This is a genomic window from Tatumella sp. JGM91, from assembly GCF_018257575.1.
Taxonomy (GTDB): Bacteria; Pseudomonadota; Gammaproteobacteria; order Enterobacterales; family Enterobacteriaceae; genus Tatumella; species Tatumella punctata.
Genome location: NZ_JAERJP010000005.1, coordinates 39,144 through 51,253 on the forward strand (window position 1 = coordinate 39,144; position 12,110 = coordinate 51,253).

General features: G+C 48.8%; 14 protein-coding genes and 1 pseudogene. 14 read left to right on the plus strand and 1 reads right to left on the minus strand.

What is annotated here, in order from left to right:
• Window positions 1-66: 66 nt before the first annotated feature.
• The 4 genes and pseudogenes from JK198_RS04875 to JK198_RS04895 form a co-directional block, all read left to right on the plus strand.
• Window positions 67-318, plus strand: a pseudogene (locus JK198_RS04875) (transposase); the annotation flags it as partial.
• 179 nt (window positions 319-497) lie between these two features.
• Window positions 498-968, plus strand: a complete 471-nt coding sequence (locus JK198_RS04885) for a nuclear transport factor 2 family protein (protein ID WP_212710021.1) — start codon at window positions 498-500, stop codon at window positions 966-968.
• Window positions 969-1,123: 155 nt separating this feature from the next.
• Complete coding sequence (locus JK198_RS04890) at window positions 1,124-1,534, plus strand: ASCH domain-containing protein (protein WP_212709546.1); 411 nt, start codon at window positions 1,124-1,126, stop codon at window positions 1,532-1,534.
• A gap of 273 nt (window positions 1,535-1,807) precedes the next feature.
• Window positions 1,808-3,016, plus strand: a complete 1,209-nt coding sequence (locus JK198_RS04895; RefSeq protein WP_212709974.1) for an aldose 1-epimerase family protein — start codon at window positions 1,808-1,810, stop codon at window positions 3,014-3,016.
• A 446-nt stretch (window positions 3,017-3,462) separates the two neighbouring features.
• On the opposite strand, the gene JK198_RS04900 is transcribed toward JK198_RS04895, so the two are convergent.
• Window positions 3,463-4,290 (minus strand): SDR family oxidoreductase, encoded by an 828-nt coding sequence (locus tag JK198_RS04900; protein ID WP_212709973.1) that lies wholly within the window; start codon window positions 4,288-4,290, stop codon window positions 3,463-3,465.
• A 522-nt stretch (window positions 4,291-4,812) separates the two neighbouring features.
• On the opposite strand from JK198_RS04900, the gene JK198_RS04905 reads away from it, so the two are divergent.
• From JK198_RS04905 to ccmI, 10 genes are all read left to right on the plus strand, one after another.
• Window positions 4,813-5,052: a hypothetical protein gene (locus JK198_RS04905; RefSeq protein ID WP_212707269.1), complete on the plus strand. Its 240-nt coding sequence runs from the start codon at window positions 4,813-4,815 to the stop codon at window positions 5,050-5,052.
• Window positions 5,053-5,138: 86 nt separating this feature from the next.
• Window positions 5,139-5,765 carry a cytochrome c biogenesis heme-transporting ATPase CcmA gene (gene ccmA / locus JK198_RS04910; protein ID WP_212707268.1) on the plus strand — a complete coding sequence of 209 codons (627 nt, stop codon included), beginning with the start codon at window positions 5,139-5,141 and terminating at the stop codon, window positions 5,763-5,765.
• Window positions 5,756-6,415, plus strand: a complete 660-nt coding sequence (gene ccmB / locus JK198_RS04915; protein WP_212707267.1) for a heme exporter protein CcmB — start codon at window positions 5,756-5,758, stop codon at window positions 6,413-6,415. Before ccmA ends, ccmB begins: the two co-directional genes overlap by 10 nt.
• A gap of 46 nt (window positions 6,416-6,461) precedes the next feature.
• Window positions 6,462-7,199: a heme ABC transporter permease gene (locus tag JK198_RS04920; RefSeq protein WP_212707266.1), complete on the plus strand. Its 738-nt coding sequence runs from the start codon at window positions 6,462-6,464 to the stop codon at window positions 7,197-7,199.
• On the plus strand, window positions 7,199-7,432 hold the full coding sequence (ccmD, locus tag JK198_RS04925) for a heme exporter protein CcmD (RefSeq protein ID WP_212707282.1): 234 nt from the start codon (window positions 7,199-7,201) through the stop codon (window positions 7,430-7,432). Before JK198_RS04920 ends, ccmD begins: the two co-directional genes overlap by 1 nt.
• A complete protein-coding gene (gene ccmE / locus JK198_RS04930; RefSeq protein WP_212707265.1) occupies window positions 7,429-7,920 on the plus strand; it encodes a cytochrome c maturation protein CcmE in 492 nt (163 codons plus the stop codon). Before ccmD ends, ccmE begins: the two co-directional genes overlap by 4 nt.
• Window positions 7,917-9,881, plus strand: a complete 1,965-nt coding sequence (locus JK198_RS04935) for a heme lyase CcmF/NrfE family subunit (protein ID WP_212707264.1) — start codon at window positions 7,917-7,919, stop codon at window positions 9,879-9,881. Before ccmE ends, JK198_RS04935 begins: the two co-directional genes overlap by 4 nt.
• Complete coding sequence (locus JK198_RS04940; protein ID WP_212709972.1) at window positions 9,878-10,435, plus strand: DsbE family thiol:disulfide interchange protein; 558 nt, start codon at window positions 9,878-9,880, stop codon at window positions 10,433-10,435. The genes JK198_RS04935 and JK198_RS04940 overlap by 4 nt, the downstream gene beginning before the upstream one ends.
• A 4-nt stretch (window positions 10,436-10,439) precedes the next feature.
• Window positions 10,440-10,898, plus strand: coding sequence for a cytochrome c-type biogenesis protein (locus JK198_RS04945; RefSeq protein ID WP_212709971.1), 459 nt, complete (start codon window positions 10,440-10,442; stop codon window positions 10,896-10,898).
• Window positions 10,895-12,109, plus strand: a complete 1,215-nt coding sequence (gene ccmI / locus JK198_RS04950; RefSeq protein ID WP_212709970.1) for a c-type cytochrome biogenesis protein CcmI — start codon at window positions 10,895-10,897, stop codon at window positions 12,107-12,109. Before JK198_RS04945 ends, ccmI begins: the two co-directional genes overlap by 4 nt.
• Window position 12,110 lies beyond the last annotated feature (1 nt).

Genomic DNA, 12,110 nt, shown 5'->3' on the forward strand with positions numbered 1-12,110 from the left:
CCGTGAGATGATCTCATTAGTGGACACGCGATTAAGTGAGTAAACTCTCAGACAGAGGTGACTCACATGACTAAATCAGTAACCGTAAGTAAGCAACCACGTAAACAGCATTATCCTGAATTTCACCGCGAAACCCTTAAACTTGCAGAGCGCATCGGCGTTGCTGCCGCTGCCCGTGAACTTAGTTTTTATGAGTCTCAGCTTTATGTCTGGCGCAGCAAAATATAGCAGCAGAAAACCTCTTCCGAACGGGAGAATGAACTGGCTGCCGAAAATGCCCGCCTGAAGCGCCAGCCGGCGGAGCGGGACGAAGAGATGCGTGCAGTGGTATTTAATTATATTGAATGTGATTATAATTGCTGGTGTCGCTACAGTGCCCGTGGTGGCCTCAGCCCGGAACAATTTGAAAACGAAAACCTCGCTTAGGGCTGTGTCCACATTACGTGGGTAGGATCACAGACGGTTGATAACAGGAGACCATTATTTTGCCTGATAATGTGGACGAAAAACGAACGCCGGTACCGCCATTTACTCTCGAATCCGCAATTCAGAAAGTACGTCTTGCTGAAGATGGATGGAATAGTCGTGATGCTGAAAAGGTGTCTTTAGCATATTCATTGAATACTAAATGGCGAAACCGGACAGAGTTCGTAAGTAATCGTGAAGAAGCCAGGCGTTTCCTTTCCGGAAAATGGAATAAAGAACGGGAATACCGACTTATTAAGGAATTATGGGCATTTAATGAGTATCGTATTTCCGTACGATATGCCTACGAATGGCACGATGATTCGGGTAACTGGTTTCGCTCTTATGGTAATGAAAATTGGGAATTTGATAATAATGGTTTAATGACTAACCGCTATGCATGTATCAACGATATGCCAATAAAAGAGTCAGAGAGAAAATTTCACTGGCCTCTTGGCAGGCGTCCTGATGATCATCCTGAGCTATCAGAGCTAGGACTATAACCGTATCGTGCAGATAACCATTTAACATAAAGCGATCTATTACCTGGTTCCGGATGGGACGTCCATCATGCTGTTCTACAACGTTTTTGGACGATAACCGAAGGTTAAACCTGAGGGCGCTGGCTGGCCGATCGCTTTCTATAAGGTGTCAGATAATGAGCCAGATTGAAGCGTTAAAAGCGAAATACCCGGAAGCACAAACATGGTCAATAGGAGACAGTGCTGAGCTTGCCGACCAACTAGCCGGGCTCGTTAAGAATGGAATAAAAACAGCTTCTTGCGGCTCGTTCGCCTCATATAAAAAAGAAATATCTCCTCCTGGAATTGGCAGTTGTAATATTATTCTCAATGGTCAGGATCAGCCTGTCTGTGTGATTCGAATAACATCTCTATCCCTGGTTCGTTTTTCTGACGTCACTGAAGAGTTTGCCAGGAAAGAAGGCGAAGGAGATTTGAGCCTTGAGTACTGGAGATCTGAACATAAACGATTTTTTACCGAAATGGGGTGTTACTCAGAAGATATGGAACTTGTAGCAGAAGAGTTTGAACTGGTTGAAGTTCTATAAGCCGGAAGCGATCATTTAACATACGTTTTTGAAGCCGTCGGCTCAGGTGCCCGGCTGAAACAGAGACCATCCTGCCTGAGGGCTTACAATGCCCCTCAGGCTATAGCTCCCGGCAGCTTATCAGTGTAATTATTCTTAATGTTTTATTGTGGCGTAATTCACATAACTGCATCCGGAAACCATTGGCAGTGATAACTGTCACACTTTTATTGTGCGTGACTTTGTAATCTTTCCTCTCTGAAGCTAAATCAATTCAGCCGGAAGGGTGGAAAAATGAAAAAAAGTGTCCTGGCATTGATGGTTATTGGTGGTATCTGTGGACAGGCATCGGCGCAGAGTTGGCTGCTGACAGATACAGAAAGTAATACAGAAAAAGGCGACTGGCAGATAACCAGCCAGCAGCTGAAACTGGCGGGTACTGATTTCAGCATTCAGCAAAAAGTTCTGCATGGCGGTAAACAGGAAGGGTCAAAGGTACTGACCATTACCAGTTCGCCCGGGCTGACCATTGCTTTAAGCCCGGGCCGGGGAATGGATCTGCTTTATGCGAAAGGTGATGGTATCCGTTTGGGCTGGGACTCACCCGTCGGGGAGGTTGTGAACCCGGCCTATATTAATCTGGAAAGTCGCAACGGATTAGGCTGGCTGGAAGGATTTAATGAGATGATGGTACGTTGTGGCTATGAATGGACAGGCCACCCGGTTACTCAGGACGGTATGCTCTATACCCTGCACGGTAAGGCCGGCAATACCCCGGCGTCGAAGGTGGAAGTTATTGTTGATGACAAAGCTCCCCATGAAATCCGGATCCGTGGCCTGCTGAAAGAGCATACCTTTAAAAAGGCCAGACTGGATACCCAGACCGAGCTGCGTTATATTCCGGGATCAGACCATTTTACGATTCATGATGTGCTGACCAATAATGCGGATTATCCTCATGATTATGAAATTATTTATCACAGTAATTTCGGCCAGCCGATTCTGGAGAAAAATGCCCGCTTTATTGCGCCGCTGAAATCGGTCTCACCGTTTAACGATTATGCGAAAAAAGGTATGGCAGACTGGGATCAGTACGCTGCTCCGACCCGCGACTTTGATGAAATGGTATTTAATCTGGTCCCCAAAGCCGATGATAATGGAAAAACACTGGCGGCGCTGATCAATAGTAAAGGCGATAAAGGGGTTTCTATTGAATTTGATACTCGCCAGCTTCCGCTGCTGACCATGTGGAAAAATACTGACACCCTGAAACAGGGCTACGTGACCGGTATTGAGCCCGGAACAAATTATGCCTATCCGGTGACTATTGAGAAACAGCAGGGCCGGGTAAAACAGCTGGCTGCTGGTGAAAGTACTGATTTTACATTGACTTATTCATTACTGAAAGATGCGAAGGCAGTACAGCAGACCGAAAAACGGGTTAAGCAGATTCAGGGAAATGATAAGATCATTGTCAGCGATACTCCTATTGCTCAGGAATAAAGGCAGTTATATCACCGGATATTATTCCGGAAGTAACCGGCATAAAATCTGCATTACGGTTTTATACTGACAGAGTATGAATAAACAGCGGGCAGTATGCCGCCCGCTGTCATTATTATCAGCCGCCAGGCCGGGGAATTAGCCGGCTGAAAGTATCACGACTGGCACTGTAATAATGCTACTAGCAGGATTCCGGCGATATATGTGCGGCGTGGATTTTTATAACAGGCTGCAATCCGGGGGGTCTTTTCCAGCAGGAGATCTGTATTCTGCGGGTGAGGGATACTTACAGGAATCGCAGAGGAGAAAAAATAATAACTTAAATAGCACCAGTAGCTTAACGCTATCGTTGCCGGAAAGGTATCCCCGATATTGGTTATCGGGAATAATTGATTATCATATTCATGGTCATTCACCGGCAGGAAGTAAAGACACGGTGCGTATTACTATGAAGTCACTTTCAGCTGATAACTGTTATGTCTTCTTACATCTCTGATATTATCCAGGATCTCATCCAGATTATCTTTTACATTCAGATACAGGCCACTTAGCTGCTTATAATGACCACTGCATAACTTTTCAATATGCGGAATGCTGTCTTCAGCACTGACTGTATTTCCGAGATCTTTTTCTTTAAGGATCCAGTCTAATGCACTTTTGACCGCACAGTACTCTTCCGGAGGATTTTCAGTCAGCGCCATTGCCATGCCTGTAGAGTGAATAAGCCCGGGGTGAAAGGCATAATGAGAAATGTTATCTTTTTTTGACTCTATAGCAAGATTCTCTGTCAGTTTCATAATAGCTGCTTTTGAAACGGAATAGGCAGAGCAGTTCGGCCAGCGGTGAGCTCCTGCATTGCTGGCCATATTGATAATAATACCGCTCTTTTGGGGAACCATATACTGCATTGCTGCATGTGTACAACTGACAGCACCGGTCAGATTAACTTTTATAGTATCAAACCATTCAGAGAGGTCATTGGTATTAAATTTCCCGACAGGCCCCCAAATACCGGCGTTATTTATTAAAATATCAATCCGTCCAAAGCTTTCTATTATCTCTGAAAAGAAAGGGATAATTTGTGATTCTATTGAAACATCAAGGCTACGGTAGTGGAATTTTGAGTTTAACCGGTGGATTATACTGTCTGGCGGGGTTTTACTGCGTCCGGTAACTATTATTATATTTTCCGGGTCTTTTGCCAGGTGTGAAGCATAAACCATACCAACACCTTTGGCTCCGCCGGTAATAACGATATATTTACTTTCATTCATTTTTAGCCCTCGCTGATGTGCAGGTCAGAAATCCACGCTATCACAGTGGTGATTAAATAGTATAGTTATTTATGTGTTTATTTGTTTTATTATATTTGACCTTATATTTAACAGAGACTTACCTACGATAAAAAAACTATCACATAAAAATAATTTACATATTCTTTTTGATACTAAAAGCGTTATATGACAGTTGTTTTTTCCGTAGATATCTTTTTTTCGAAAAATTTCTGCAGGTTAGCCCGGCTAGCCGTCAGGGGCAGCGGAACTGTTGTCTGTGACGGGCCTGATTTACCCGCTCAGTAATAATCATATCAGTCTGCTGAGATCTCTGAGTGTTGTCGCTCTCCCGGTCACCGGCTTCTGTATCCTGTACAGAGATCTTTATGCACGTATAGCTGTTTCGGCACACAGAAATCCACGGGCTGAAAGGGATTTCACAGGACGGTTTGTGATGAATAAAGCAGCAGCTCCGGTTGTTATTGTGATGTTGTTTTTATGGGTTTGGTGTGAGGTTTAGTTGTGAATCACAGTACGCTGACTGATGCGATTTGTACCAGGGCATCAGCAGTGAAGAAAGCACAAACCCGCACAGTGATTGGTGTTGCATCTGATAACATGACCGCCATTGATAAACTCGTCCTGCGGATAAATACCGGCAGTAAACAGAGTGCTTATCTGTGGGTAAGTCAAAATAATCGTAACAAAGCTTTAGCATTGTTCGTTTTTCAGGCGAAAAATTACCGGTTAGAGGCATTTTAAGTAACCGGTTCCATTTTCGGCATTCGGCAGGGGATTTCCTTATGCTATAGTGCGGCCCTCGTAACGTTATAGTGAATATATTTTGCATGCTGGAAGCCCAACAACTTACCTGTATCCGTGATGAACGGGTGCTTTTTAATCAGCTTTCATTTACGGTCCGGCCCGGTGATATTGTGCATATCGAAGGACCTAATGGTGCAGGTAAAACGTCCCTGTTACGTCTTCTGGCCGGATTGAGCCGGCCTGAGTCGGGCACTATTCTGTGGAACCAGTCACCGGTTACCAGGCAGCGTGATATCTGGCATCAGCAGATGTTGTATCTCGGGCATTTACCCGGCGTTAAGGGAGTATTATCCCCGCTGGAAAATTTGCGTTTTTTTCATGCCGATCAAAGTGATGCTGAAATATATCGTGCACTGGATGAAGTGGAACTGACCGGGTATGAAGATGCGGTGGTGGCCCAGTTATCTGCCGGACAGCAGCGCAGGGTAGCACTGGCCAGACTATGGCTTACCCGCGCCAGGTTATGGATCCTGGATGAGCCCCTGACGGCGATTGATAAAGCCGGGGTAGAAAAAATAATGTCACAATTTGCATTACACGCCAGCCGGGGAGGATCGGTTATTCTGACAACACATCAGGATCTGCCGGATCAGCAAAACAGAGTACGAACAATACGTCTGTCAGCGGAAGGAACAGAAGCATGCTGGTAAGTGTTATTCGTCGTGAGCTGAAAATAGCTTTCCGTAGTGGTTCAGAAATTATTAATCCGCTGTGGTTTTTCCTGATAGTGGTTACGTTATTTCCGCTCGGTATTGGTCCTGAATCACAATTGCTGGCCAGGGTTGCCCCGGGGGTTGTCTGGGTGGCGGCATTACTTTCTTCTTTACTGGCCCTCGAACGGTTATTTCGTGATGACTTTAGCGACGGCTCTCTGGAGCAACTGTTGTTATTACCGGCTCCCTTACCCCTGACTGTATTGGGTAAAGTGATTGCCCACTGGCTGGTCACCGGCGTGCCGTTGATTATTCTATCTCCGCTGGCGTCATTATTGTTATCTCTCAATTTCCGGGGATGGTGCGGACTGGCGCTGACCCTGTTACTCGGTACCCCGGTACTGAGTTTTCTGGGGGCTATCGGCGTGGGCCTGACCGTCGGACTGCGGCGGGGCGGGGTACTGCTCAGTTTGCTGGTACTGCCGCTGGCGGTACCGGTACTGATTTTTTCAAGTGCAGCCATTGATGCTGCCAGCCAGGGATTACCCATCAGTGGTTACCTGGCAATATTAGGTGCGATGCTGGCAGCCAGTATTACTCTGGCGCCTTTTGCCACAGCCGCAGCGGTGCGAATCAGCCTGCAATAAGCTGCGTGTTGTGCTGCTTTTAGTAAATATTAGTGAGCAATACAAAATGTGGAAATGGTTACACCAACTGGCCAGGCCAGAGAGACTTTATAACGTTTGCGGTAAATTTATCCCGTGGGTAAGCCTGGCAGCATTAGTCACATTGCTGACAGGCTGGATTTGGGGGTTCGGTTTTGCCCCCCCTGATTACCAGCAGGGCGACAGTTACCGTATTATGTATATTCATGTGCCGGCAGCCATGTGGTCAATGGGCGTCTATGCATCAATGGCGATTGCGGCTTTTATCGGGCTGGTCTGGCAAATGAAAATGTCAGACCTGGTTGCGGCGGCGATGGCTCCGGTGGGGGCGGTATTTACTTTTATCGCTCTGATTACCGGGTCTGCATGGGGTAAACCCATGTGGGGCACCTGGTGGGTGTGGGATGCGCGTCTGACATCGGAACTGGTGTTACTGTTTATCTATATGGGGGTCATTACCCTCTATAATGCTTTCGACGATCGCCGGGTTGCCGGACGTGCTGCCGGCATCTTAATTCTGGTTGGTGTGGTAAACCTGCCGATTATTCATTATTCGGTACAGTGGTGGAATACCCTGCACCAGGCGTCTTCCGGACTGCTTCAGCAGGATATCGCCCCGCCGATGCGTAGCCCGTTACGCTGGTCAATTCTCGGTTACCTGCTGGTTTTCATCTCTCTTACCCTGATGCGTTTACGTAACCTTATTCTGTTTACTGAACGAAACCGTCCCTGGGTTTCTGCCATTGCTAATAAGGGGCGTAAATGATGACTCCGGCATTTTCTTCGTGGACAAGTTTTTTCCAGATGGGAGGCTATGCCTTTTACGTCTGGTTATCTGTTGGTTTTACCTTACTGGCCTTCGGATGCCTGATCATCCATACCCTGCTACAACGAAAACAATTATTAAAACAAATAAGACAGCGTGAATCCCGTGAACGCCGGATCAGCGCCGCAAAACAGAAAAAAACCGCCGCTAACAAGGCAGGAGATCACTTGTGAACATTCGTCGTCGTCGCCGCTTACAGGTTGTGGTGGCAATACTGGCCGGCCTCGGGCTGGCGACCGGTTTGGTTATGTATGCCCTGCGTTCAAACATTGATTTATTCTACACCCCCAGTGAAGTTCTTCACGGGCGTGGTCCGCAGCATCTGGAAAAACCCCATGTCGGGCAGCATTTACGTATTGGCGGCATGGTGATGCCAGGCAGCGTAAAACGTGACCCTGACAGTCTCGCGGTGGAATTCAAGCTCTATGATGCTAACGGTGTAGTGGATGTCAGCTATGTCGGCATTCTTCCTGATCTGTTCCGTGAAGGGCAGGGGATTGTCGCCCAGGGGGTACTGGAAGACGGCAACCTGATTAAAGCACAGCAAGTGCTGGCCAAGCATGATGAAAAATATACTCCCCCGGAAATTGAGGATGCGATGAAACAGAACCATAAAGGGCCTGCCGATCGCTACCAGAACGGACAAGGTGAGCAACCATGATCCCTGAAATAGGCAGTTTTCTGTTATGTCTGGCGCTGGGCCTGGCATTGTTATTAAGTATTTACCCGTTATGGGGTGCGGCAAGGCTGGATAACCGGCTGATGGGACTGGCCAGACCTCTGAGTTATGGGTTATTTGCCTGTATTGCCGGTGCGTTTCTGATTCTGGTACATGCTTTTATTGTTAATGACTTTACTGTGGCTTATGTCGCTGAAAACTCGAACAGTATGCTGCCGGTCTGGTACCGGATTGCGGCCACCTGGGGGGCGCATGAAGGCTCGTTGCTGTTGTGGCTGCTGATGCTCAGCGGCTGGACACTGGCAGTCGCGTTGCTGAGCCGCAGTATGCCTCAGGACGCGATTGCCAGGGTTCTGGCGGTTATGGGGATGATTAACCTCGGGTTTTTGCTGTTTATTACGCTGACATCTAACCCGTTTATCCGTACTCTGCCTGACTTTCCGGTCGATGGCAGTGATCTTAACCCGATGTTGCAGGATATCGGACTGATTTTCCATCCGCCGCTGTTATATATGGGGTATGTCGGGTTCTCGGTGGCTTTTGCTTTTGCGATTGCCTCACTGATGACCGGACGCCTGGATACCGCATGGGCACGCTGGTCGCGTCCGTGGACCACGGCAGCCTGGGTGTTTCTGACTATCGGTATCGTTTTAGGCTCTGCCTGGGCGTATTACGAACTCGGCTGGGGAGGCTGGTGGTTCTGGGATCCGGTCGAGAACGCGTCGCTGATGCCGTGGCTGGCGGGCACCGCATTGATCCATTCACTGGCAGTTACCGAAAAGCGAGGTTCTTTCAAATCCTGGACCGTCCTGCTGGCCATCACGGCGTTTTCACTGAGTCTGCTGGGCACCTTCCTGGTCCGTTCCGGGGTGCTGGTCTCGGTGCACTCCTTCGCGTCGGATCCGTCCCGCGGGATCTTTATTCTTATCTTTCTGGTGATTGTTATCGGCAGTTCATTACTGTTGTACGCATTGCGTGGCGGTAAAGTACGCAGCCGGGTACAAAATGACGGCTGGTCACGTGAATCATTCCTGCTGGGCAACAACGTTTTGCTGATTGCTGCGATGCTGGTGGTATTACTGGGCACTTTATTACCCCTGGTACATAAAGAGCTGGGGCTGGGCAGTATTTCGATTGGCGCGCCGTTCTTTAATACCATGTTTACCTGGATTATGGCGCCGTTTGCTCTGATGCTGGGTATCGGACCGCTGGTTCGCTGGCGTCGTGATGAGCCGCAAAAGCTGTATAAGCGGCTGATTATTGCGGCGGTGGTTACGCTGATAGCGTCAATTGTTCTGCCATTGCTGCTGCAGGATCGTATTGAAGCGATGACCGTGGTCGGTTTGCTGATGTCTGTATGGGTTATTCTGCTGACCCTGATGGAATTGCATGAGCGTGCAACTCATCGCCATAGCTTCTGGCGTGGCCTGACCCATCTTTCCCGCAGTCACTGGGGGATGGTGCTGGGACATCTGGGTGTCGCGGTGACAGTGATCGGGATTGCTTTCAGTACCCAGTACAGTGTTGAACGGGATGTGCGGATGAAAGCCGGAGATACGGTCGATATTCATAATTACCATTTTCTGTTCCGCGATGTTCAGCGCCTGACAGGCCCGAACTATACAGGCGGGGTGGCGATTATTGATGTCACCCGTAACGGTAAACAGGAAGCGGTGTTACATGCCGAAAAACGTTTCTACACCGCAGCCCGTACCATGATGACAGAAGCGGCGATCAGTGGTGGTTTCAGCCGTGACCTGTATGCTGCGCTGGGCGAAGAAATTGGCCAGGGTTCCTGGGCGGTGCGTATCTATTACAAACCTTTTGTGCGCTGGATTTGGTTCGGCGGCGTCTTTATGGCGGTTGGCGGTATTCTGTGTCTGCTGGATCCGCGATATCGCTCCCGTAAAAAAGCGCAGTCACAGCAGGAGCCCCAGTCATGAACAAGAAAATCCTGTTTATTCCGTTAGTGTTATTTTTACTGCTGGCGGCAGCCTTACTCTGGCAACTGAACCGTAATGCTGAGGGGGATGACCCGACCTTGCTGGAGTCTGCGCTAGTCGGTAAACCGGTGCCGGTATTTAAACTCGAGTCATTGCAGACGCCGGGGAAATATTACAACCAGAGTGCACTGGTGGATGGAAAACCGGTACTGCTGAATGTATGGGCGACATGGTGCCCTACCTGCCGTGCGGAACATGAGTACCTGAATACTCTGGCCGAGAAAGGAGTCAGGGTAGTGGGGCTGAATTATAAAGATAATCGGGTCAAAGCAGTTAACTGGCTGAATACTCTGGGCAATCCTTATGCGCTGAGCCTGTATGACGGTAACGGTATGCTGGGGCTGGACTTAGGTGTCTATGGTGCACCTGAAACTTTCCTGATTGATGGTAAAGGCATTATCCGTTACCGCCATGCGGGTGATATGAATGCCCGTGTCTGGCAGCAGCAGGTTGAACCGCTGTGGAATAAATACAGTAAGTTAGCGGGGAACTGAGCGGATGAAAAAACTGATTTTGTTTGTGGCTGCCATGCTGACCAGCTTTAGTCTGTGGGCGGCTATTGATACTTATCACTTTACGTCACTGGCACAGGAAGAGCAGTACCGTGATTTGACCCAGTCTCTGCGCTGTCCTAAATGCCAGAATAACAGTATTGCTGATTCCGGGGCGATGATTGCTGCCGATATGCGGCAGAAAGTGTATGAGCTGATGCAGCAAGGTCAGAGCCGGCAGCAGATTATTAATTATATGGTGGGCCGCTACGGTAATTTTGTGACCTATGAGCCGCCGGTAACCCCCTCGACCCTTATTTTATGGGTCGGGCCGGCTTTATTTGTGATTGCAGGTGCTGCGTTGATTATTTTACGCAGCAGAAGAAAAAAAATAAGCAGCCAGCTGGATATCAGCGAACAGCAAAGACTGGCTGCGTTACTGGATAATGACGGGAAACCGCTATGAGTGCCCTTTGGTTAAGCATCTGTATTTTATTGCTGGCGGCGTGTGCATTAATCCTGACCAGTGGCTGGCGTTCGGGGAAGGACACCAGTAATCAGCGTGATCAGCTGAATAAAACCTTTTATCGCCAGCGGCTGAACGAACTTGATGACGATGAGGAGCAGGGCGTGGTGGCCGGGAAACAGGAAATGATTGCTGAGTTACAGCAAACATTACTCACTGATATTCCGGAACAGCAACCCGCTCAGCAGGTCCGGACCAGTGGCCGCTGGGTATTGTGGCCCGGGCTGGTGGTGTTAGTGCTGGTGACCCTCGGCATGTATCTGAAAACCGGTGGCTTGTTGCAGGTGATGCAGTGGACGCAAATCCGTGATGAGTACCCGGCATTACGCCAGCGTCTGATGGATCCGCAGGGGAAAAACCTGAATATGCAGGAACTGGCGGATTTTGAAGTCGGCCTGAGAACCTCCCTGCTATCGGATCCGGACAATATTAATGACTGGGCGATGCTTGGCCGGTTAGGCATGGTGCTGAATAATGTGCCTCTTTCCAGCCAGGCGTTCCAGCGGGCACTGAAGCTATCGCCGGACAACAGTGATCTGAAACTGGATTATGCTGAAGTGCTGGTACGCTCGCCGGATCCACAGGATAACCGGCAGGCAGAAGTTATGCTGGGGGATATGCTGCGCACTGCGCCGCAGAATCTGCGTATCCTGAGCCTGCTGGCGGCGGTGAGTTTTACCGAACAAAATTACGATAAAGCCATCAGCTATTGGCAAAAAATGCTAACCCTGTTACCGGCCGATTCGAAGGAAGCAGACGCGGTACGTAAAGGAATAGAGCAGGCCAGGACCAATGCGGGGCAGCAAACCAGCAGCCTGACATTGCAGGTTGCTATTACCCCGCAGGCGGAAAAAATGTTAACACCGGACGGAATATTGTATATTTCCGTGACTGATGGTGTTTCTCCGGTGCCGGTGGCGGTAAAACGTCTGCCATTGAGCCATTTCCCGCTGACTCTGACCCTCGATGACAGCAATGCCATGATGCCGGAACGTTTGTTATCAGCACAGCATACTCTTCAGGTCAGGGTGCGAATCTCCCGTAACGGAAGCGCAAACCCTCAGCCGGGTGACTGGTACGGGCAAACCGGAAAAATCCACTATACTGGTAAACAGACAGTGGCTGTTGATATCAACCAGCAGCAGCCCTGAA

What these genes read in the sequence shown, in the direction of transcription:
- JK198_RS04890 (WP_212709546.1), top strand. Translation starts at nt 1,124, where the DNA reads ATGAGCCAGATTGAAGCGTTAAAAGCGAAATACCCGGAAGCACAAACA.
- JK198_RS04895 (WP_212709974.1), top strand. Translation starts at nt 1,808, where the DNA reads ATGAAAAAAAGTGTCCTGGCATTGATGGTTATTGGTGGTATCTGTGGA.
- JK198_RS04900 (WP_212709973.1), bottom strand. Translation starts at nt 4,290, where the DNA reads ATGAATGAAAGTAAATATATCGTTATTACCGGCGGAGCCAAAGGTGTT.
- ccmA (WP_212707268.1), top strand. Translation starts at nt 5,139, where the DNA reads ATGCTGGAAGCCCAACAACTTACCTGTATCCGTGATGAACGGGTGCTT.
- ccmB (WP_212707267.1), top strand. Translation starts at nt 5,756, where the DNA reads ATGCTGGTAAGTGTTATTCGTCGTGAGCTGAAAATAGCTTTCCGTAGT.
- JK198_RS04920 (WP_212707266.1), top strand. Translation starts at nt 6,462, where the DNA reads ATGTGGAAATGGTTACACCAACTGGCCAGGCCAGAGAGACTTTATAAC.
- ccmD (WP_212707282.1), top strand. Translation starts at nt 7,199, where the DNA reads ATGACTCCGGCATTTTCTTCGTGGACAAGTTTTTTCCAGATGGGAGGC.
- JK198_RS04935 (WP_212707264.1), top strand. Translation starts at nt 7,917, where the DNA reads ATGATCCCTGAAATAGGCAGTTTTCTGTTATGTCTGGCGCTGGGCCTG.
- JK198_RS04940 (WP_212709972.1), top strand. Translation starts at nt 9,878, where the DNA reads ATGAACAAGAAAATCCTGTTTATTCCGTTAGTGTTATTTTTACTGCTG.
- JK198_RS04945 (WP_212709971.1), top strand. Translation starts at nt 10,440, where the DNA reads ATGAAAAAACTGATTTTGTTTGTGGCTGCCATGCTGACCAGCTTTAGT.
- ccmI (WP_212709970.1), top strand. Translation starts at nt 10,895, where the DNA reads ATGAGTGCCCTTTGGTTAAGCATCTGTATTTTATTGCTGGCGGCGTGT.